The following is a 22850-nucleotide window of genomic DNA, read 5'->3' on the forward strand; positions in this document are numbered from 1 at the left end:
GCTCCTTCACAGGAGCGTGGATTGAAACCTGCACCCGTGGCTCGGGTAAACAACCCGCCCGGTCGCTCCTTCACAGGAGCGTGGATTGAAACCACCTCGTTTTTAATGTCTGGCGAATTAGGCCGTGTCGCTCCTTCACAGGAGCGTGGATTGAAACACGTCACGCCCTTGTTGAGCGTATCAACAAGGGGGTCGCTCCTTCACAGGAGCGTGGATTGAAACGGTAAATGACATGACTGCCTATCGATTTACCACAGTCGCTCCTTCACAGGAGCGTGGATTGAAACGGGAGGCAAAAAGGTAAAGCGATATACCGCTGTGTCGCTCCTTCACAGGAGCGTGGATTGAAACGGACCAGCGCCCGCCCGTAGCTAGGGCGAGCATAGTCGCTCCTTCACAGGAGCGTGGATTGAAACTTAGATTTGCCTCATTTCGAATTGGTGAAACCATGGTCGCTCCTTCACAGGAGCGTGGATTGAAACCGGCTTAATCAAGGGTAAAGTAATGGTTTTCTTGGTCGCTCCTTCACAGGAGCGTGGATCTATCATAGTAAGCGATGAGTGATATGCCCTTTTAAAACGCTCCGAGACAGGAAGTCGAGGTGCAGCGGTCATGGATGACGAAAAGCGTGTTTTAAAAGGGTATTCACTTAGCGCAGACGCCCCACTTAGCGCAGACGCCCCACTTAGCGCAGATGCTCCACTTAGCGCAGACGTCCCACCCAGCGCAGTCGACCGTATTCCAACAACTTTGCAGCAGCCAAATGCAAAGCTTCAAACCATCCAAATCTTATCCAAACAGCACCAACTTTCACACCCCATTTCAAGCACACATTCACATCCTCAAACCACACCCGTCTACTCCATACCCTAAACAACAGGGTGGCGGAGCCTATCCGTTAATTAACTTCGCTTCCATCGGAGGAATCAACATGAAGCAAATTCTCACAAAACTTTTGCCCACATTGGGCAAGTCCAAATTAAAAGAAGAATTGAACGAAAAACTGGAAGAAAACTCAGCATCCAAAACAGAAAAAGGACTCTGGATAGGAGTAGCCGTTTTAGTGCTGGCCGCCTTTGGTATCGAAATGGCGCCCGAAACCGCCTCCCAAATTTTAGAGCAATTGCGCGCCTTATTAGGCCAGTAATATTAGCGAAACCTACAACCTAGAGTTGTCACATATGTTGCTTTGCCTCGTCTTCAACGCAAAGTAAAACAAGGAGTCTGTTTCATGGCGCAATATCAACAAGCGTTTGCGCGGGTCTTTAAACACGCCAGCGAATTACCCGAAGAACTATGCGATGCCGTTTGCCAATTTTATTGCAGCGATGTATGGCAAGAACTCGGCTGCGAACGCATCAAAAGTCAGAATATTGCCGATTTACTATTTGATTGCGCGTTAGCCACCAACACCAAACTCTCTTTACGATTACTGCAACTCACGCTGGGCATGGAACCGGATGGGAAACTGTCGGATGCATTGATTCAGCGGGTTAATCAAGCCGCTTCACCCAAACTCAGTTCAGAATTTGAACTCACTCAGCTCAATTTTTATTGCGCCATGCAAGCAGGAAATTCTCTGAAACATTAAGCCGTTGCCCAGTGCTTCCTGCCTGAAATCTCACTTGCTTTTTAACACCTTAGATATAAGGAATTTTTATGAGTCAATATAAAACGCCAGACGTTTACGTCAAAGAACGCTCCTTGCTCAGCCCTTCTGTAGCACAGGTGCCAACGGCTATTCCAGCTTTTATTGGTTACACCGAAACAACTGAAAACAGTAAAGGTGAATCCATTGTTCAAAAAGCCACACGTATTACTAGCTTGCTGGAATACACGGCCATGTTTGGTGGCCCATTCATGGAAAGCATGGATGTGAAATACCAATCTGCCAGCGGTGAATTCGTGCTAGACAAAGCATCGGAAACCAATTCGCCGATGTCTCACTTCTTCTTGTACCAGTCGGTTAAGCATTTCTTTGCTAATGGCGGCGGTACTTGTTACATCGTGAGTGTGGGTGGTTACGACACGCCAATGAAAACCAAAGATGGCTTTATGAAAGCCATTGAAGGTTTGAGCAAAGTTGACGAAGTCACACTTATTTCGAGCCCAGAAAGTGTACTGCTCGACTCGCAATCTCACTACGACATTCAAAATTGTGCGCTTGCTCACGCTGAAAAAATGATGGACCGCTTTGCCATTGTTGATGTGCAAGAAGTCGGCGGTATTCGCGATGACGCAGCCGTTATGCGCGACAAAGTGACACAAGGATTGAAGTACGGTGCGGCATATTACCCGTACCTTACTACGTCTATGTCTCGTAGCTACGACGAAGACAACGTGATGGTTGTGCCACCAATGACGTTCCCTGAAACACATATCACCATGAGCGACTTTTATGCGCTAACGGTGGAAGACGATGCGGTTGTGCCGGTTGCGGTAGACGCTTATGGCAAATCAGGCTCCATGTACTACAGCCAATTCTTCATTAAGCATAATGACATGTACCTAGACTTCGCTGGCTTCCAAGTAGAAAGCGTTGATGCAGCCAAAGTAGGCCAACGTGTTGAAGGCGCAGTGGCTTACGGTATTTATGCAGCAAAAGACAACGCCGACGTTACCGTGAACGCACAAGGTCAGATGATTGATAACAGTGCGGCTGATGCGGATCGTAAACCCGGCGCCATTTACGCCGTTGCCATGAAACAAAGCATGGAACCGGTTCCGTTAAAGTCGTTAAACAAACCCGCTTATCGCTTTGCTTCAACAGGTTACTACAACCAAGTTAAAGCCATGCTTTCTAAGCAATATTTAGTGCTTCCACCAAGTGCAGCTATTGCTGGTGTGATGGCAAAAACCGATGCACAGCGCGGTGTTTGGAAAGCGCCGGCAAACGTGGCCATTGCACAAGTGATTGCGCCAAGCGTGAGTATTGATAACGGCGAACAGGAAGACCTAAACGTTGATGTTAACGCTGGCAAATCCATTAATGCTATTCGCAGTTTTGTGGGTAAAGGCACATTGGTTTGGGGCGCACGTACCTTAGATGGCAACTCAAACGAATGGCGTTATGTGCCAGTTCGTCGTCTGTTCAACATGGTTGAAGAATCGGTGAAAAAGGCATCTTACTTTGCGGTATTCGAGCCGAACACGCCATTCACATGGTTGAAAATTAAAACCACCATTGAAAGTTATTTAGAAAACTTGTGGAAGCAAGGCGCGTTCTTTGGTGCAAGCCCAGACCAAGCCTATTTTGTCAATGTTGGCTTAGGCCAAACCATGACAGAAGACGACATTAATAATGGCATCATGAACATTGAAATTGGGATTGCTGCGGTTCGTCCTGCGGAATTCATTGTCCTCACCTTCTCACATAAGAGCATTGAAGGCTAACCCTACCCACTAACGCATTTTGGAGTGTTAACACATGGCTGAAACCATTGAAAATTTGAAAAACGAATACCCCATTCCTGTCTATCGCTTCCGTGTTTCTGTGGGCGGTGAGTCGATGGCATTTTCGGAAGTGTCAGGTTTGGATATCGGCGTTGAAACCATCACCTACAAAGACGGCTTAGGCAAAAAACACATGCCGGGACAAGCTACCGACGTCAATATTACCCTTAAACGCGGTTTATTCCGTGGTGGCTCGCAGTTGTTTGAGTGGATCAACTCTATCAACTTGAATCTCATCGACAAGCGAGACATTACCGTGTCTTTGATCGACCCAGAATCTGACGGCGGTTCGCTTGTAACATGGACAGTGACCAACGCTTTCCCGAAAAAGCTAACTGCGCCAAGCTTTAATGGTGGCTCGAATGAAGCCAGTGTTGAGCAGCTAGAGTTGCTAGCGGACAAAGTGAGCATTGAGTTTGCGTAAGCATGCTGTTTTAGCTTGAACATCTAAGTTTAGGCGTTTCAGGTGTAGGCATGATGGCAACCCTAAACCGCGTTTATTGAACATAATAAAACGCGGTGTGTTGTTAGCTTGGGTTTTAGCATCACGCTTTACACCTTTCTTGTTATCACTTCATGCTTGTTATTAACCTATTTTGCTAACACGGAGAGCCACGCTTTATGTTACTTGATCAAGGTGATGCCCTCGTTGGATACCGCTTTGCCGTTGTTATTCTTACCGGTGGCGTACCCAATCCAATCGACATTGCATTTCAAGAAGTGAGCGGCTTAAAAATGAGCCGTAATATTATTCGCCGGGAGCAAATGACCACCCTTGATGGCCAAATTGCACCGCAAACACTCACTTTAAAACGCGGCGTATTTACCGGTATTAGCCCATTAACCTTAGCCAACGCGGTGGAGTCCCTTTTCTGGAATACAAGATTATTACGTAAGGACTTACTTATTAGCGTATTAAACGAAAACGATAATCCAGCTAATGCGTGGGTGGTGAGCAATGCTTACTTGGAATCGTGGGACTGGGACTCATTAAGCGGCGAATCCAACAAAGTGTTGGTGGAGTCCATGAGCTTTAAATTTACTGGCATTAAATACGTGCCGTTAACCGTTGGCTAATTTGGGCGAAAGCGCCAAGCTCGAAATCTATCATCATTTAAAAAGGGAGAATGCCAATGCCCGATGCGATTCCCACAAGTGGCGATTCAGTGATTAACAAAGTGTCGGTGAATACATCCATTGAAAATGAAGCACCGTCGGCGTCACAAAATGCGTCTTCTTCGTCTAGTAACGAAGGCGTGGCGGCCTTGCAAAAAGAAATGCAAACCTTGCGTCAAAAAGTCGAAGAAATGGCCTGTTGCAGTGCGCCCTTTGACGATGAACTTTCTCATTATCTTTCTGAACAATTTAACGCGCAGAACATGCTGAAGAGGCCATAACCATGTCGATTTTTCTTGATGCTAGCCGACTTTCCTTGCCCATGCTTAAAGTGACCGGCTTTGAAGATGAAAGCCGCAGCAAGAAAGTAGGCAGTGTGTCGTTACCGTTTTTACAAGAAAGCTTAGATATCAGCTTGGATCAGTGTTTGAAAACGGTGAAAGCGCAAAACGACAGAGAAATTATTGCCGGAACGCGTAACAAGCCTTCTACGTTAAAAGTCACGTTCGTATTGGATGACACCACCTTTGGTACGCCGTTAACGGCTCCGGTGATGTTCTTGAATCCCAAAAGTGGCGCGTTTCCGCTAAGTGTTGAAAACCAAATTAACTCACTCAATAGCATTTGCTACTCCAGTAAAGAAGCTAACAAATTGAATTATTTAACGATTCAATCGAAAAACATGCCTTTGTCGCATACCGCTGCCGGTACGTTTCATTGTTTGTTAAAAACCATGAAAGTGAAAAATGAGTTGGCGGATGCATGGGGCGATAGAGTGAAAGCCTTGGTGGAATGTGAGTTTAAGTATGCTTCGAAGCAAGATAAAGCCGCGTCTTCGCTAAACCCTGCGGCACTCACTCAAAATTTATTATTGGTGGCGGGCGCAGGTATGGCAGCCGCAGCCGCGGCCGCTTATGGCACAAGTGCGATGTCGGGCGCGCTGGCAAAATCCAACGATATGGACAGCATTCGCGGCGATAAATCTGGCGAGAATGTGAAAGCGCCACCAAAAAACAGTAACCAATAAACGGGAGTCGTGCATGGTTAAGTACACCTTTACGGTTGGTGGCAAAGAAATTGAAGGCATGTTGGTGTCGCTGTTGTGGCGTTACGGCATCAATCGTATTCCTGAATGCACCTTGCGCGTTGCTTTTATCGACGCCAAAGAAGAAAACGAGAATCTAGCGGCCTTTAATTTGAAAAAAGCCAAATCATTATCGCCCGGACAAGCCTTCGAGTTAAAAGGCGTGGTGGAAGTTGAAGGCGCGAAAAAAGGCGAGGCTGAATTTAAAGGTATTATCACGAAAAGAAAAATCGGCATTGATACCCATCCTTATGCTGACATTACCGCCACTGGCGAAGTTGTTAAGCTCACAGAGGGGCGATTCACCCAGTTTTTTAAAGCCGATAAACACGCCGACGACACCAAAGTGATTGAGGCCATTGCCAAAGCCAGCAAGGTGAAACTGGCTGTGCCGAAAAAGGGCATCGCCCAAGAACAGCTTTTTATTTACGACCAAACGCCGTGGCGCGCGATAATGTCTCGCGCTTTGGTAAACGGTTTTTTGTATGTGCCAAGCCACAAAGGCGACAAAATTGTGGATGCCGAAGAAACCAAAAAAGCGGCAAAAGCCGCAGTGGATACCGATTTTTTCAAAGATGGCATTGAACAGATTTGGATAGAGCAGGACATTCGCTCTCAGCTAGATAGTGTGCAATTTGATGCGTGGGATGTGAAAGCGCAAAAAGTGCTAAAAGGCACGCCCGACGAGAGCACAGGTTTAGAAGGCTTTGTGCCTGTTCCGTTTAAGTCGCTTGGTATCAAACAAGCGCAGAACGTTACGTTGTCGTTACCGGCAGCGGAAATTAATGCCAAAGCCAAGGCAGAGCAGTTTTATCGCCAGTTAGATCATATACAAGGCGCGCTGGTGTTTAACGTGGCGGCGAATCCAGCAGCGGCAAAGTTAATGCCGCTAGATGCCATCAATTTAAAAGGCGTTGGCGACACCTTTTCTGGCAAGCATTTGGTCACAGGGGTGTCGCATCACGTGAGTTCAAACGGATGGCAGGTGCGCGTAGAACTGGGCTTGCACTTAAATCACACCTTATTTTCCGACTGGAACACGCCAACGCGTATTCCTAATTTAACCGGCATTGTGGGCAAATTCGCTAAAGACGCCGCCGGGTTCTATCGCATTCCGGTGTGGATCCCCGGCGTCAGCAAAGACGACAAAGATGTACTGTTCGCACGTTTAGCGTCACCTTTTGCCAGTGCAGAAAAGTCGGGGTTGTATTTGCCACCAAACGAAAAAGACGAAGTGGTGCTGAGCTTTTTAGGTGGCGATGCGCGCTTTCCCGTTATTGTGGGCGCGATGCATAACCCCGTAAACAAAGCGCCGCTGGAATACGCCGAGAAAAATCAACAAGTGGGCTTTTTCTGGGGCAAACAAAAGCTGGGTTTACATGCCTTACTCAAAGATGGAGAAGCCGGATTGAGCCTAGCCGGTGGGGAGAAATCCGCAATGACCCTTAACGACAAAACCGGTTGGCAAGCAAATTTAGATAAAAACGCCGTTGTTATTGGTAAAACCGTTGAACTGAAACACAACAATAAAGGTGCAGTGATTGTGGATGCCGATAAAGTCGACATTAAAACAGGTACTTGCACAGTGGAAGTGAGTGCCAAAATGGAGGTGAAATAATGCCAGAAAATGAACTCATTGGCAGCGGTTGGACATTCCCGCCGCGATTCGCTGTTTCTGCTGCTGGACCCAATATGGTGCAGGGTGACGCGCTTATTCAACAAAGCCTGTTTGTGTTGTTAAGTACCCGTGTTGGCGAGCGTATTCACGACAACGCTTATGGCAGTGCCTTGTCGGATTATGTGTTCCAAATTCCCGATGCGGAAATGCTTTCCGACATGAAAGAAGACATCGCTAAATCCATTGAAACGCATGAGCATCGTGTTACGTTGCAAGCCATTAATTTCGATACAGACGCCATCTACGACGGTTATTTAAACATTCATCTTGAATACGTAATTAACGCAACCAATCACCCCGGCAACCTTGTTTTTCCGTTTTATCTAACGGAAGGCTAAACACGCGTTAACGCAGGTCCTCTTTTCTTCTTCGGATTCTTTTGTGAATTCCCTATGCAGCAGGATTTTTTATGGCAACTATGGCAAACCAAAACAGGCAGTCCGTTAAGCGCATCCTTGAATTTAACGGTGCAGGGCAGCTTCAAAACCAACGCGCATTACCCGCATTAAAAGGCAGCATATTCAGTGTAGAGCAACGCGATTTTGTTGATTGGATAGCTTATTTGCGCCATGTCGGTGCGAAGTTGCGATTCTTTGATCCCGACAGCATGGGGTTTAATGGCACATGGCGAGAGGCTTTGCCGAATGACGACGAAGCCAAAGCGCTTGCGCGTTTAATGCGGGGAGAGTCGGTTAGCCCGCGAATAAAAAGCTTGGCAAGTCGAGCAGATATCAGCAGCTTAATGGCGTATTACCACATGCTGCGCTATCCCATTGCCCAATTTCAGCGTTTTACCGAGCATCATTTGGATTATTACTATCGTGATGTATTGGGTTTTCAGCCAAAATCTGCACAGCCCGACCGAGCGCATATTGTGGTGAATATTGCCGAAGACGCCAAGCCCGTCACCTTGATTAAAGGGGCGCAGTTTGATGGTGGAAAAGATGCCCAAGGCAACGCCTTGGTGTACGAAACCTTAAGCAATGCACAATTTAATCATGCTCAAGTGGCGCGGGTGCTATCTATTTCCCGGCTAACAGAAGGTGGGCGCTTATTGTTAACCAATGCAGTGGATAGCGAAGCAGGAGCAGACATGCCAGAAAACGGCATTTTAAGCTTCGGTGAAAAGTGGCAGGTGCAACCAAACGCTGACCTTGATGAGCGTCAATCTGAGCCGGATCAAGGCATAGAGATGACTTCGTCTGCGTTTTATTTGGCCGGTGGTGATCGCGATATTACGCTAAATTTTACTGTGAGTGAGTCGGTACAATTGCCCGCGCCGTTAGCGGAGCTTTTCGACTTATTCATTAGTACAGAAGAAGGGTTTATTGCGCTTACTGAAACCACTGAAAATGCTGAAATAACGTGGGAAAACAACCAATTGCGAATACAGTTAGGTCGCTTGTTCGCGCCAATAACTGCACCTGCTCAAGAAGTTGAAGCGGAGGCGATCGGAACGCAGTTGCCGCAACCGGGTGTGCGTTTATTGCTGAAAAAGTCGTGGTTAGACGTGGATGCCACAGGCAATTTGCGTCGAGGCGTATTTGAGAAAATCACCTTGGCAGTATCGGTAAAGCGGCTTCCGCAGTCGAAAATTGGTCAGGCTGGCGGTGTACTTGATAGCAAAGCGCCGTTTACGCCGTTTGGTGCATCGCCGCGAATCGCTTCACGATTCGACTTCACCCATCCTGAATTATTGTGCAAGCCTATTTTCTGTGCGAGCGTGAATTTCGATTGGTTAGACAGACCAGAAGATTGGAATACCTACTATCATGCTTACCGGGTTTATCAGAACCAAAACACGCCAAATACACCGGACGAGCCAAATACAACAGACGAACCAGATACACCTCTGCCAGATGTTGGGCCGTTTAAGGTGTCGGTATTTTATTCCGACAAAAACGGCGCCGTGTTGTTACCTGAAGAAACCCGTTTATTCAGCGATGCTGCGCCCGTTGATAACATTGATAAACACAGCTTTGAATTTATTCACGACCCGCAACAAGCTGTCGCGAGTTTTAACGCATTACCGCTAGAAGAGAATCAGCCAACGTTGTGGCCTAAGTATTTTAGTTTGCAATTAGAAGCGCCGGACTTTGGGCATCAAATGCATTTCTCGGTGAGCCAGTTTGCCGCGCTCAATAACAGTCGTCGTATTTCTGAAGCGGATTTTCAGCCGTTAATTGCGTTACCACCTTACACGCCGCTGTTAGATAACTTCACCATTGATTATCAAACCCACGCGGTGTTTAGCGCACAACAGGCTGAAAACCTCGACATGAAACACATTCATCCGCTTGGTATTTCCCCTGTTACCACCGTCGCTGGGCGCTTTTCGGCACTACCTCGCTTGGATTTACGCGGCTATTTATACATTGGTGTGAGTCAGGTGCAATTGCCGGGACAAGTACGTTTGTACTTCCAGCTAGACCCCGTTGATGGCAGCAACATTGTGGATGCGCCGCGCATTGATTGGCATTACTTAACCGACGACGGTTGGCAATACTTCGACAGCAGCAACGACGGCAGCGCTCGCATTACTGAAGATTCCACCTTTCAATTATTAGACAGCGGCATTATTACCTTCGACTTGCCTGAATTGAATTACCGCAACAACTTTATAGATGGCAGCAAATTATGGATACGCATAGGCATTGCGCCAAGTGCCATTATTGATAACGAAAACCACGCGCGTTACTCGCGAATTCGCAACATATACGCTCAAGGCGTGGAAGTGCAGTTAGCCAGCGGCGACATTGCCGCATCGCACTACAATCAGCCTTTGCCTGAGCTAAGCATCAACGGCATGTTGCAAGGCCCAGCGGACGTTACCGAAGTGATGCAACCGTATCCTTCGTTTGGCGCAAAACCTTCGGAGCCACAAGCATCGTTAAAAGTGCGAGCAAGCGAACGTTTACGCCACAAAGACAGAGCCTTGCTGGCATGGGATTACGAACGTTTAGTATTGGCAAAATTCCCCGAACTTTACCTCACGCGCTGCTTCTCGGTGTCACAAGAACATCAGCCGCCAGTTGCCCTTGTGGTCGTGCCGATTAATCACAATCCAAACATTTTACAGCCGAAAGTCCCTTTGTATTTGAAGCGGCAAATTCAACGTTTTGTGGATGAAGTCAGCCCAGAAGGTGTAGAGGTGGCAGTAAGAGACCCGATCTACGAAGAAGTTCGCGTTACCGTTTACGCCCAAATAAAGCCAGAATTCGATAAAGAACGCATTGAAGTGGAAATCAACCAAATGCTGATTGAAAGCATGACCCCGTGGAATAAAACCACATTGAACCCACAAGATGGCTTGCGCGGCAATGTTGAACTCACCTTCCTCGCGCAGCAAATGGAACAACACCCTGCACTTGAGCGTGTTTACGTAGTACGGGCGCGACAGTCAACCGAACAAGGCCCAGTGTTGTACCCGGGCTCAGGCCAAGGCGACAACAAATTCGTACAAGACAACGTGATCCGCACCAGTTCACCACAATCCATATTAGTGCCGGCAAAAGTGCACGACATCAACTTATTCAACCATTACCAACCCGTATTTGAAGGCATTGGCAAATGGCGTTTAGAGCTCGACTTCAAAGTGCGTTAATGAGTTAAACACGCACACAAAAGAAAGCCACTCACAGCGTGTTGAGGTCAGACCCTCAGCCGCAGGGAAGCGGCTGTGGAGCCTCCATGGAAGGATTCACGGCGAGTCTGATCGCAACACCTGTCGGGTGGCAATTTGCTGGCAAACCGTTAACTAACAGCGGTTGCAAAGTTAAACGCGCTGACAAACCTTCACATTCCCATTTCGCCTGCGTCTAGTCTGCACACGACTATTGGTAGGTTTTACCTTCTTGCTTGCCTTCATTACAAAGGCAAGGCTGACTACTTGAGGTTGCTATGTCCCAACCACTTCTTGGCACGCTTTTGGATGCTGAACTAGCAGAGCAAGGGCAAAACAGTTTGTTCCTGAAAGAACAAGCGTTAACGCTTGTGCAGCAAGTTTGCGAGCAAAACTGGACCGATCATAATACCGCCGATCCCGGCATTACCTTGTTAGAGGTATTATCCTTCGCGATTTCCGACTTATGTTATCGCTTGGACTTTCCCGTTGCCGATTTACTCGCCAAAAATAAAGAAAAAGCGGAGTGGGAGCCGCAAGCGTTTTATCTAGCGCCGGATATCCTGCCTTCAAATATGGTCACCAACCGCGATATTCGCCAAGCCATTTTGGATGTAAAGGGCGTAAAAAATGTAGCGGTGGTACCCGGTAGCTACCGATCTTCAACAACCGCTTCAACAGAATCTGAGCACTTCGCTATTGCCAGCGTAAAACTGCTATTGGAACTCGAACCTGAGTGGGCCTATTTGCCGCTGGAGTTACAAACCCCCGTGCTTGATGCCGTGCGCCACACCTTTTTGCAAGAACGTAATGTGAATCAGGATTTGAGCGAAATTCAGGTGTTAGCCCCAAAAAACATTGGTGTAAGGCTTGTGATGGACTTAGATGGCGCGTCGGACCCCATTGCCAATGTTGCAGAGGTGTTCAAAGCTTGCGCCAAGAAAATCGCGCCAGATATTCATCGTTACACCTTGCAAGAAATGCAACATCAAGGCTTAAGCGGCGATGCTATTTTTAACGGTCCATTGGCGAAAAATGGTTATCGTTCCCAAACAGAATTGCTGGATGTGCAATTGCCAGAATGGGTGTTTTCCAGTGATGTGCTAGAAGTGTTAGACGGCAAAAATGGCTTAAACAGCATTAGCGGGTTTAGTTTTATTACAGGCGAGGTTGGTAGTGGGGCAGATAGCGACGAACAAAGCTACTGGCGCATGCGCTTGCAAGCTGGTGAGGTTGCCGTGTTCGACTTGGACCTATCCTTGTCACAACTGGTATTGAGCATCGACGGGCAAACTATGACACTGGATGCCACAGACCAGCAACGCATTGCTGAGTTGGTTAGGCAAAACAACGAGGTTATGAGCTTGTTGATAGCGCCTCACATAGATGACTTTATTGGCGCTCGTTACCGACAACTCAACCAATTTATTTCGATTCAAACCGAATTTCCAGAAGTGTATCGACTCAGTGAAAAGCGCATTGATGGTGATATTGCTTCGCCAGAACTTGGGCAAATTCTCCAGCTTAAAGGCTTCTTAACCCTGTTTGACCAAATCCTTGCTGATGAAACCGCGCAGCTCGATAACTTACGCAAGTTGCTAGCGATTCCAGACACCGAGGTGTATCCACGTTTAATGTATGTATTTAATAAAATGCTGGCGAGCGAAGCATTAACTAGCCAAGACATTAAGCAATTTTGGCAGGATATTCGCGCGTTGCCTCACAGCCAGTTAAGCCAAGCTATTACTGGTGTTAGTGGCATAAAGCACTTATTAAGTGATTACTTTGATACCTACCAAGCGCAAGGCTTTCAGTCTCAAGCAGAGCCGATATTCAGCCAAACCCAGCTTACGCGATTAATCAGTTCGTTAGACCATCTATTAGCGCGTTTCGCAGAGCGTCGATTAGATGCAGGTGTACTCAAGTATCGTTCAGTGTTTAGCCATTATTTAGGGGCGTTTTACCCTATTCCAAACGACATTAGCCAAGATCAGCCGCTACTGGAAAAGCTGGTACAGCTTAAATCGTTATTGGATTTAGCGGCGACTATCAAAGATTACCCTATGATCAGTCGCTATCGTTCTGGTGGCATGAATTACCTGAGTTTGAATCCGCAACGCGCCCACAGCGGTGGCTTACTTAAACGCCTTGGTCGCTTTTTGGGATGGTCGCATTTAGGGCAAATGCCGCTGGCGATTACCAACCGAGAAAGCGGGTACTTATTGGAAAGTGAGTTGTTACGCTTTGGCACAAACGCGCAATCTTACCGCGCTAACGAGCTGTATTTTGTGTTGCCAAATTGGCCCAGTCGTTTTGCTAATGCGGAATATCAAAGCTTGCTGGCCGAGCAAATTCGACAACAGTCGCCTGTGCATCAAACCGTGTACTTGATCACTTTGTCGCGGGAATTAATGAGTTTGTTCGAGCGACTTTACTTTAGTTGGCTTAATGCCATGACACAAAAATCCCTGCCGGTTTCTCGCAGCAGTGTAGGTCAAAACGAAGCGCTAGCGTTGCCGCATTCTGCTCATGAAAACCAATTAATTGATTTGCTCAGCGGTTATTTACGTGACTTTGTGGAAACGCCAGAAACCTTACTACAACAAGTTCTAACCACGCTAAACCAAGAGCGAGAGAAGGCTGGCGAACAGCCTTGGCAAGAGCTGCTATTGCGGATCAACACATGGCTGGGCGAGGCTGAATCTGCGCCAGTTGTGGGCAATGATTACGCCAGTATTTGCGAATCGTTAGCGCAATATTTAACTCAAGCGGATGGCGTGTTATCGCACTTAAGCGTCGACTCTGTGTTGTTTTCTATTGCTCACGAACATCTGGATGCCATGTTTAACCCGCATCCCATTAGCAACGCCTCTGTTGGTGTTGACTTCAGAATTGGCTATCAGCCTTTGGATTACTTAAAGCCAAGTTACCCCATTTCAGCGGCTTACCTTCATCCCGGACATGAAGGCATGCCGAACTTTACTGTACGAATTAACGATCCCCACTTTATCTAAGGAATCATCATGACTGATCAACACTCTCCTTCGCCCCAAGCGGATGCGCTTCAACGCGACAACATTAAAGCAAAGTTTGCGGACAATCAGCGACCCACCGGAGCCGATTTCGCGGAATTTATTGATGCATCTGTGATTCAGCAAGATGATGGATTACAACTGGATGCGATGTCTGCCACCTTGACTAAACCATTAATGGTGATGGGTAGCGTTTCACTCGCGTTGCCAGAAAGTGGTGAAAACGTGGCATTAACTTTGCCAAATAACACTCAGTTAAGCGCTGATGCGTTGCAGTTGGGCGAGTCGGTGATGTTAAGCGCACAGCACTTTTCAGTGGGTGAAAAGCTTCAGTTTGATGCAGAAAGTGGCTTGAATCTATTTGAACACTTTACTGTGAATGCAAGTAACAACATGAGCGACACTGTGTCGGCAACAGGAAGAGTCAGTATTGCCCACACGGATGCGCTATTGCATGTGGATGGCAGCAGCCAATTCACTGGCACAATGGAAGCCACTCAAGGGTATTTCTCGGAAATGCTCAGCGTTGGCTTTGGGCAAAGCGCTGCGGTGAGCTTTAAAGTGAATGGCGAGTCGGAATTGTTTGGTGGCCTTCGTGTTTCTGGCGATTCTAGCGTAGAAGGCGCGCTGTACATCGGTTCTGGTCATGACGCTGCGCCAGCACTGTTATCACTGAGCCAAATCGATGGCGGCGATTTATTGCATATTGCATCGGATTCGTTACCCGTGGTGGTCGACCAAAAAGGTCGCTTAGGGCTAGGTCATGAAAAACCGCTGAATAGTTTGGATGTTAACGGCAGTGTGGCAATTAGTGCTACCACCAAAGCCTTGGATTTAGAATACAGTTTAGTGGTGGATAATCGCATTGGTGTAGGCACGCGTGCGCCGCAGTCTCGCTTGGATGTGCTGTGTGAAAGTCACCAAGATGCGTTCACTATTCGCCAAAACGAAGCTTCAATTCTCAGCATTCGCTCGGGCATGGATAACAGTCACGCCAACTTCACTTTCAGCGGCGATACGCACCTTTATGGCAAGTTCAGCGTTGATGAAAAAGCGCACTTAAACGAAACCCAAGTTAACGGCACGCTCACAGCCACGCAAACCTTGGAAGTGAAGCAAGGCATTACAGGGCGCGATAATTTGCACATTGATGGCGATAGCGTGTTGGCAGGCGATCTCACCTTAAAAGGCGAGGCCACCTTACAAGATGGCATGCAGGTGGCGAAAACCAGTACCTTGCATGAGCTTGATGTGCTTGGGCAAACGTCGATGAAAGGCGATGTTCACCTTCACGACAGCGCGCACATTGAACAAACCCTGTCCATTGCCACAGACACCACGCTTGCGCCAAACGCCAGCTTACACATTAAAGAAGACAATCGTCGTGCTGCCCTGCGTATTGACGATAACAACGGCGAAGCCAGCTTATTGGTGAACAACCATAAAATGCAGGTGGGAACCAATAATCAAAACACCGACTTGGCGTTGCATGGTGATGCCACGCTCAAACATAATTTGATGGTTGAAGGCCAAGCGCACGTTAAAGATGGCATGAAGGTGCAAAAGGGCTTGAAAGTAGAAGTGGCAATGGAAACGGGCGATGCCATGATGCCAATAGGTGTGCCTGCGATGTCGCGTCCGTTGGAAGTAAAACACGATAACCAAGCTTTGTTGGTGGCTACGCAAGACAAAGTGGGCCTGCTGGTTTCCGAACCGCAAAGTGACATTCACTTAGGCGGTGATGTGTTGGTAGATGACACCTTGCGCGTTGATGGTGGCTTTGCGGTGCGCACACCAGAGCAAGCGGGCAGCGATGTGATGTCGGTGTCGGACGACGCGATTGTGCTTGATGGTCGTCATTTACAACAGGGTGTGAATATTCAGGGTGATACCCAGATAGATGGCAACTTGATGGTGTCGGATTGGCTAAACGTAGACGCGCGCCAAATGGCATTGCAACAAAAAGGCAGCGATGCAGCGTTAATTATTCGCGACACCAGTGAGAAAAATCAACTGCGCTTAAATGCAGAGTCGTTGTCGATTAATGTGGAGCATGCCGAAGCGAATTTGCACATTAAAGGCACGGCGAAGATCGACGGCAACATGGATAGCCAAAGTGCGCGAGTCAAAGAGCAGTTCACCGCGCTAAAAGGCGCGAACTTTGAATCTGGCTTGGTTGCCAGAGGTGCAGTATGCATTAACGCCCCTATCAATTCCCCCATGAGCAGCGGTGGCGATAACGATACTCAAATTGATTTACACCTACGCCAATCCAGCTCCGACAGCATTGCAATGCGGGTTGACCAATCTTCACTTTCTTCACCTACTTTGTATGTTAAGGGGGACCAAATAGGTGTGAATACTGACACCCCAGACGCGCATTTCGCGGTCCAGGGTAACAGCAATTTGCATGGGCAATTGACGCTTTCTGGTCACGGACAATTCAATAGCAGTGTGGGTGTAGAAAGCCATTTAACCGTGTCTGGCGAGCTACAGGCTCATGCACCCGCCACCTTCGATAAGTCGGTCTTTATTGGTGATGATGAGAAATCTCAAGGCTTATTAAACGTGATGGGCAGCGCTGAAATTAGCGGCGAAACCCATGTTGGCGCAAACTTGATAGTGGAAAAGCAAATTGGTTTAGGTACAGACAAACCAAACGCAGGCATTCACATTGGCGCAGGCGAGCATCAAACCGCAGTGCGTATTGAAGGTGACACTGCCGATAAAACCCAGTTTATTGTGACTCAAGGTCGTGTTGGTGTGGGTGTTCACTCACCACGCAGCATGTTTGATGTTGCTGATGATGCCTACATTGGTGATGCGCTAACGGTTGATGGCCGCGTGTATCTTAATTCCAGCTTGGATGTTGCCCAAGACACCAATATTAAGTCGGATTTATTCGTGCTAGAAAAATCCCGCTTACGTGAGCAAACCATTTTGGGTGTGGCAAAACCTGAGATGATCGACATTAAATCTCAACTTTATATTGCTGACACGACCTATTCTGAAGCGCTACGTATCGACTCCGAAAAGTTCGGCAGTATTGTGATTAAAGATGGTCGCATTGGAGTGGGCGTTGACGACCCAAGCGAAACGTTACAAGTGGCGGGTACAGCGGAAATTTCTCAAACCTTGAGTGTGGGTGGTAACACGCACTTGCAAGGTGAAGTGGAAGTCGAAGAAAAGCTGGTGGCGCGGGGTTCGTTGGATGTGTCGAAGAAGTCGGAATTTGGTTCCGATGTGCAAATTGCCGGAGACTTATCGGTAGAAGATCGCGCTAGCATTGACGAAACCTTAACCGTGACTGGCGCAACTTACTTAAACGCCGATTTGATGGTGAAAGATGATGCCATCATTGGTAGCTCGCTAACGGTTGAAGCCAGCACAAGCTTGCAGCAAAAAGTGGATGTAGGCGGGGCATTGTCGGTGAAAGACGCCATTCGCAGTGACAAAGGCATTTATGCGTCAGAGCGGTTAGGTGTGGGCGTGGAAACCGCCACAGCGGCCATGCATGTGCAAAGCCATGGTGAGCAAATGCCGTTGCGTGTTGAGCATCAAGCTCAAGGTGATGTGGCTCGCAGCTTAATGACACTCACCTCGGCGGGCGATTTAGGCTTAGGTGTGACTTCGCCTTCTGCCAAACTCGATGTTAAAGGCGGCGTGATTATTTCTGGCGATATCAACGTAATGGGCGAGGCGAAAACAGGCCGTTTGCGTAACGATGGCGAGTTATCAACTGCCAGCTTGAGCGTTCAGCAGCAAATGCAGTTGGGTGAAGGCCCTGTTATTACCGGTATTTCCGACGATGTGACATTAGGTGGCGATGCCGGTGTCAATGCCTTGTTGCCAACGCAGGCGGCGGTGAAATCTTACATCGACAATGTGGTTGTGCCATTTGGTCGTGGTGGCAAAACGCACACCATTAGCAGCCAAATTGAATTCGACCGCGTGTTTAACAAAAGCTCCTACGAGAAAAGCCGAATTACTGATAACACAACGGTTATTTTGATGCCGATGAATAATCAAGATAACGGCACGTCGGCGTACCAGTTAACGGAATCCGTGAGTATTGGTTCTAACGTATCGATTGTGGGTTTTAATCCGCATACCACGGTTATTCGTAAGCAGAATCCAAGAGCACGTTTTGAATTGGTAGGGTCTTCAAGTCAGTGGATTTCCAACGTGAAAATGGATGGCTTTACCTTCGATGGCAACAACATTCACAGTACGCAAAATGGCGGTGCTTTTTACCTCGAATACGCCAGAGACTGCGAGTTGAATTGTCACATTGTGCGCCATCGTGTGTCTGGTCACGGAGGGGGAATTTACGCTAGTCGCATGGGCGCAAATACCTACACTGCGAACAGCATTCAAGCATTGAATATTCGTCAGTGTCATGCACTAGAACAAGCTTCGCAACCCGATAATCAGCGCAACGAAGGTGGTGCAGCGTGGGGCTTAACGCATTCGGAAATTCACGCCGACCAATGCCATGCTGATCATGGTGGCGCGGTAGCTTATTGTCACGATAGCCGTGTGCGTGCAATGAATTGTCAGGCATTAGCCAATGGTGGCGGTGCTTATCGTTGTGAGCGCTTGGTGATGTTTGCGCGTAATTGCCGTGCTGAAGCACTTTCTGGTGAAGCTACAGGCAAGGGCGGGGGTGCCTATTACTGCTCGGATTTAATGTGCGAAGGATTCTGGACCGGTAACAACGCGGCAGAAGGTCCACATATTTATGCCAATAATAATCTCACAGATGCACACGAAGAGCGTCATTATTGGAGAGGCGATTTTGTGGGCCGTAAAATTGATGCGGGCGAAGGCGTCTGGCGAGTGCATAACGAATAGTTCTCCCTTCCTCTGTGTGATTTGCCCCCTTCCTTGGGGGCTTTTTTTTGCGCTCAGAAAATTCAGGTTTTGGTTTAATAAAGAAGGCAATATGCGGGCACACATTGATCATCTGGCATTAGATATTCGTTATCGCTATCCGAAAAACGCGCAAGCTGAAAACGCTGAACGTCACCTTACACAAAGGGTGTCGCAGTATTTGCAATCCATGATGAGCGCTTTGGAGCATGGCTACCCGATAACCATTGAGCATATTCAAATTAATTTGCCGCCAATCAATATGAAGGCGTTTTCTTCTCGACCAGAACATTACTTTGCGGTGCATCTGGCGCCGCTAATTCGGCAACAATTTGAGGCAGCGGTTGAGCAAGTTAGCTCGAAAACCGAGGCGAGAGGACAAATTAAGCTTAGCGATAGCTTTTCAGCGCGGTTACTTGCCGCCTTGCTTAACCCGAAATCAGCGGTATCGTTACGTGCTTGCTTAAGCCATCCTCACGTATTTGCTCTGTTAGTGCCTGAATTGAAACGTTTAGCGCACACGGCTGAACTAAAGGCGGTGTTACTTGCGCTGTTTCCTGAGGCGATGTTACCTGCTTTGCAAGTAGCGATTAACGAAGCAGGAAGCTACGGCGAGGTGATTTTGCGTTTGGCGCAGCAAACCTGCCAACATCAAGGTAATGCTATTGAACCTGCTCAGTGGCAACAGTCGGTTGCGCTGCTAATGCATTTAAAACAAGGGCAAGTGCAGTTGTCGGCTGCGGGGTGGGAACTGCTCACGGCCGCGTTAGCAAGAAAGCGCTCGCGAGTGTTCCAAGAGCAACTACAACATTGGAGCTTGATGGACGCATCGGGGAGCGTGTCGCATTTCCCGCTGGCAGATCAACATTGGCGCAATGAATCTGTATTGCAAGCGTCTGGGCTGGTGTCAGCAAAAGCGGTTGATGCCTTGTTGAATTTGGCACGAAAGAGGGTTTTTGAAGACGCTTTTCACGAGGTTTCAGTGAATAATGCGTATATTAAAAACACGGGTTCTCACATCAATAACGCTTACGCTGATAACGCTCCTGACAAAAATATTAACAACGAGTACGCGATAAATGTTTCCGATTTGCTGCAAAATTTGAAACGGAAGTCACACTTTTTACAGCAGCTTCAAGCCCGGTTGCAGCAAGGTCATACACTTTCGCTAGCGGCGTTAATGCAGTGTGTTCAACAGTTGCTTTGTTTCGATGTGAATTTACCTGAGTCTATAAAGAATAAGTGCTTAATCGTTAGTGGGCAGTCGCTTACTCAGCATCAAAGTTTATCGCTGGCGATTGATGCAGTCAGCGAGATAATCGACAAATTATCGCCAGAATCAGCAACCGATGATGTGCTCTTACCTGAGTCACTTTCCGAACAATTTACCAACATTTTGCAAGAGTTAACCTCGCTGTTGGCATTAACAGCGTTACCGCTAACGGTGCTAAACGAAATCGCCCGGATTGCGGATCAATATCGAGATTGGCAACGCCAAGAAAGCGGGGCGGTGGCGAAAAAGCTACAACCCATTTTGAGCGCGTTAAAAAAACACTATGCACATACCGATGCGGGCCTTTCTCCTGCCGCAGACAGTGATTTTTGGTTGCCTCTGCGAAAAGCGTTATTTCATGTTCAGTCGGGGGCTGCTTCTGAGCACTTAACGTTAGTTGAAAATCTCACATCGAACCTGAATTATTTGCCACAGCAAGCGCGAGAAAAAGTGCTGCAATGGCTTGCTTCAATGCATTCAGACTTTGCTGTTAATGATTTATTGGCTGCGCTAAATGCGCTAGGACTGACGCCTGTATCTGATGAGGTTATCAGCAGTAATGCACTTTTAAACGAACGCTTAGCCGCAGAAAAATTAACGCAGCTTAAGCGGGAATTATCACGTTGTCAGATAACGGTTGTGGGTCATGAAGCTAAGCGCACATCTGCGCTGGATTCAGCATTGAGTTGTTTGCATCAGCTATTGGCAATTTTTCAGTCATTCAAGCAGCTTACTCAAAAGCTATTTGTTTCGTCGTGGTGCGATAAAAATACACAGGCGCGTTTAGGGCTTGTTGGGTTTTATCAAGAAATAACGATGCAAATTCACCAGTTTTATCAGCAATTGCCAAGTGAAAGTCAGCAAAAAATGGTATTGCAAAGCTGGTGGTTAATGCCAGAAGGAATGCAAATTCCGTGGCTGAACTCTGATGTTGCTGGCTCATTTAAGATGAATAGCCACAATCAATATCATCATGCAAATTCGGCGTTGTTGCAGCAAAAAGAGGCATTGGAAAAGCAAATTAAGCAGTTGGATTTTAGTCAACAAGGAAGTGATGAAGCGCCACTTCAGCCGTTTAAACAGGCTGCACTGTTGTTATCACGATTCTTGAATAAGTGGCGGCAAACGCCATTAAACATACGAACAGAGCAAATAGCGCCGGGGTTTGCTCATGCTCAGACGGATGCGTTGTGCCATTACGCTAAGCTAGATGCGCAGCTTGTCGCGCTTCAAAAGGCGATAGAGCGGGCTCAGTTGTCTCAGTTATCCAAGCAAGAAAAAGCACAAGTGCAAGGTGAAACAGACGCGAAATGGATGCCTTTAATAAGGGCTGCACAACACGCTATAGAAGGCTTCAAGCAGCTTTCGTCGACAACATTCCCAGCGCGCGATGAATGGCGTCGCATTAAGGGGATTCTGACAAAATGGAACAAGCTTGGGAGCATACTTAAGCAGGCTGCTGAATCTGCTCATCAACCTGTTGAGAATGGTAGTGAAACCCTTGATACGGTGTTGCCTTGGGTTATGCAAATGCAGCGGCTTGTGAATGCACTCGTCGCTCAAGATACCGCAGAACAGTCACGCGACGATCAAGACAAAGTGCAAGAGACATTGCAAGTTTTGGTATCGAGTTTGGAAGCTGTGTTTCGTTCGAATCCACGTTTAGCATACTGTCAATTCGATGATCATGAATGCCTTATGCGCGACTTAAACGCGTGGGCGCAATCTTATGTATCGCGTCATTCCTCTAGAGGAGAAAAGGTTCGGGAGACAGAGCGAAAAATGTGGCAAATGTCGGTTTTGTCGCAAGTGCAAGCATGGGTGTCGCAACTGCTTCAAAAAGATAACAGCGTTAATAAGGTGCAATCGTTAGAGGTGTTATCGGAGTTATCTTTGCTATCTGTGTTGCCCGTGACTCCGTTTTCGGGGACGCTGCTTAGCGATCAATCGAAAAGCGCACAAATGCAAAATTCCTCAACAAATGCATTAAGTGTAGATAACGCTCAACGAGGTTTCATTCAATTCAACGCGCTTGTTGAGCCGTTGCAGCAGGTTTTACAGCAAGTTGATATTCCAGCATTACAAGCCCCGATCAAACAGCAGCTTTCTGCGCTTTCATCCTTGCTAGCAGAAGAGGCGAATGCGTTGGTTTTCGATGCTGGACTCGCGTTGTTCTGGCCTTTCTTACAAACGCTTTTTTCGCGTATTGGTTTATTAAATACGGATAAGCGCTTGTATGCAGAGAGTGGCGATAAGGCAATGGCGTTACTCATGTATATTTATTGCAAGCATGAACAAGGTCCAGATCTGGAAGAAAATGTTTTCGTTCCCGTTTGCGCCAATATGTTGTTAGGGAATGAACCGCTGGCGCCGTTGACGTGTACAAGTGCGTTAACGGAAACCGAGAAGCAAGAATGTGATAATTTAATGGCATTGATAATTGAACAGTGGCCGGCGCTTAAAGGCATGAGTTGTCGTAGCTTTCGCCAGATGTTTATTCAGCGCCAAGGGATCTTGCTTAAAGTGGATTTTGGCTATGCCATCGCAGTGGAAAAACAAGCACAAGACATTCTATTGGCGAAGCTGCCTTGGGGATTTGGGATTATTCGCTTGCCGTGGTTATCTGAAGAGATGATTGATATTCGTTGGCAAAGCGGTGTGTGAAGCGAGAGGAAGTGAAATAGAAATAAAAACTTCCCTTTCTTATTGATTGTTGCGGT

The 22850-nt window shown here is 47.5% G+C and carries 14 protein-coding genes and 1 CRISPR repeat array (1 of these 15 only partly in view); all 14 genes read left to right on the forward strand.

The genetic code is table 11. The features are described 5' to 3' along the window. A CRISPR array of direct repeats spans positions 1-547; the repeat unit is 31 nt; unit sequence GTCGCTCCTTCACAGGAGCGTGGATTGAAAC; it begins 68 nt to the left of the window's first position. 65 nt (positions 548-612) lie between these two features. Beyond that, positions 613-873, forward strand: a complete 261-nt coding sequence (locus HJG39_RS13885) for a hypothetical protein (protein ID WP_268409959.1) — start codon at positions 613-615, stop codon at positions 871-873. Positions 874-931: 58 nt separating this feature from the next. Further along, complete coding sequence (locus HJG39_RS13890) at positions 932-1147, forward strand: hypothetical protein (protein ID WP_268409961.1); 216 nt, start codon at positions 932-934, stop codon at positions 1145-1147. Positions 1148-1231: 84 nt separating this feature from the next. Continuing rightward, positions 1232-1591, forward strand: a complete 360-nt coding sequence (locus HJG39_RS13895; protein WP_268409962.1) for a hypothetical protein — start codon at positions 1232-1234, stop codon at positions 1589-1591. 68 nt (positions 1592-1659) lie between these two features. Continuing rightward, positions 1660-3393, forward strand: coding sequence for a phage tail sheath family protein (locus tag HJG39_RS13900; protein ID WP_268409963.1), 1734 nt, complete (start codon positions 1660-1662; stop codon positions 3391-3393). Between the two features lie 34 nt (positions 3394-3427). Beyond that, positions 3428-3877 carry a phage tail protein gene (locus tag HJG39_RS13905; protein WP_268409965.1) on the forward strand — a complete coding sequence of 150 codons (450 nt, stop codon included), beginning with the start codon at positions 3428-3430 and terminating at the stop codon, positions 3875-3877. A gap of 197 nt (positions 3878-4074) precedes the next feature. Then, positions 4075-4530, forward strand: coding sequence for a phage tail protein (locus tag HJG39_RS13910; protein WP_268409966.1), 456 nt, complete (start codon positions 4075-4077; stop codon positions 4528-4530). Between the two features lie 56 nt (positions 4531-4586). Beyond that, a complete protein-coding gene (locus tag HJG39_RS13915; RefSeq protein WP_268409967.1) occupies positions 4587-4850 on the forward strand; it encodes a hypothetical protein in 264 nt (87 codons plus the stop codon). Between the two features lie 2 nt (positions 4851-4852). Next, entirely contained in the window at positions 4853-5596 is a 744-nt protein-coding gene (locus HJG39_RS13920) for a CIS tube protein (protein WP_268409968.1), read from the forward strand. A 13-nt stretch (positions 5597-5609) separates the two neighbouring features. After that, a complete protein-coding gene (locus HJG39_RS13925) occupies positions 5610-7271 on the forward strand; it encodes a phage baseplate assembly protein V (RefSeq protein ID WP_268409971.1) in 1662 nt (553 codons plus the stop codon). Continuing rightward, the gene (locus tag HJG39_RS13930; protein ID WP_268409973.1) at positions 7271-7669 is read left to right on the forward strand and encodes a GPW/gp25 family protein; all 399 of its coding nucleotides are present in this window, start codon (positions 7271-7273) and stop codon (positions 7667-7669) included. Before HJG39_RS13925 ends, HJG39_RS13930 begins: the two co-directional genes overlap by 1 nt. A gap of 71 nt (positions 7670-7740) precedes the next feature. Continuing rightward, entirely contained in the window at positions 7741-10935 is a 3195-nt protein-coding gene (locus HJG39_RS13935; RefSeq protein WP_268409975.1) for a hypothetical protein, read from the forward strand. 296 nt (positions 10936-11231) lie between these two features. Then, positions 11232-13967: a hypothetical protein gene (locus tag HJG39_RS13940; protein ID WP_268409977.1), complete on the forward strand. Its 2736-nt coding sequence runs from the start codon at positions 11232-11234 to the stop codon at positions 13965-13967. Positions 13968-13976: 9 nt separating this feature from the next. Continuing rightward, the gene (locus HJG39_RS13945; protein WP_268409978.1) at positions 13977-18839 is read left to right on the forward strand and encodes a hypothetical protein; all 4863 of its coding nucleotides are present in this window, start codon (positions 13977-13979) and stop codon (positions 18837-18839) included. Between the two features lie 91 nt (positions 18840-18930). Next, the gene (locus HJG39_RS13950; protein WP_268409979.1) at positions 18931-22794 is read left to right on the forward strand and encodes a contractile injection system tape measure protein; all 3864 of its coding nucleotides are present in this window, start codon (positions 18931-18933) and stop codon (positions 22792-22794) included. Positions 22795-22850 lie beyond the last annotated feature (56 nt).

Source organism: Alteromonas sp. a30, from assembly GCF_026788005.1.
Taxonomy (GTDB): domain Bacteria; phylum Pseudomonadota; class Gammaproteobacteria; order Enterobacterales; family Alteromonadaceae; genus Paraneptunicella.

Coding starts and splice junctions, on each gene's coding strand:
- HJG39_RS13885 (WP_268409959.1), top strand. CDS start 613: ATGGATGACGAAAAGCGTGTTTTAAAAGGGTATTCACTTAGCGCAGAC.
- HJG39_RS13890 (WP_268409961.1), top strand. CDS start 932: ATGAAGCAAATTCTCACAAAACTTTTGCCCACATTGGGCAAGTCCAAA.
- HJG39_RS13895 (WP_268409962.1), top strand. CDS start 1,232: ATGGCGCAATATCAACAAGCGTTTGCGCGGGTCTTTAAACACGCCAGC.
- HJG39_RS13900 (WP_268409963.1), top strand. CDS start 1,660: ATGAGTCAATATAAAACGCCAGACGTTTACGTCAAAGAACGCTCCTTG.
- HJG39_RS13905 (WP_268409965.1), top strand. CDS start 3,428: ATGGCTGAAACCATTGAAAATTTGAAAAACGAATACCCCATTCCTGTC.
- HJG39_RS13910 (WP_268409966.1), top strand. CDS start 4,075: ATGTTACTTGATCAAGGTGATGCCCTCGTTGGATACCGCTTTGCCGTT.
- HJG39_RS13915 (WP_268409967.1), top strand. CDS start 4,587: ATGCCCGATGCGATTCCCACAAGTGGCGATTCAGTGATTAACAAAGTG.
- HJG39_RS13920 (WP_268409968.1), top strand. CDS start 4,853: ATGTCGATTTTTCTTGATGCTAGCCGACTTTCCTTGCCCATGCTTAAA.
- HJG39_RS13925 (WP_268409971.1), top strand. CDS start 5,610: ATGGTTAAGTACACCTTTACGGTTGGTGGCAAAGAAATTGAAGGCATG.
- HJG39_RS13930 (WP_268409973.1), top strand. CDS start 7,271: ATGCCAGAAAATGAACTCATTGGCAGCGGTTGGACATTCCCGCCGCGA.
- HJG39_RS13935 (WP_268409975.1), top strand. CDS start 7,741: ATGGCAACTATGGCAAACCAAAACAGGCAGTCCGTTAAGCGCATCCTT.
- HJG39_RS13940 (WP_268409977.1), top strand. CDS start 11,232: ATGTCCCAACCACTTCTTGGCACGCTTTTGGATGCTGAACTAGCAGAG.
- HJG39_RS13945 (WP_268409978.1), top strand. CDS start 13,977: ATGACTGATCAACACTCTCCTTCGCCCCAAGCGGATGCGCTTCAACGC.
- HJG39_RS13950 (WP_268409979.1), top strand. CDS start 18,931: ATGCGGGCACACATTGATCATCTGGCATTAGATATTCGTTATCGCTAT.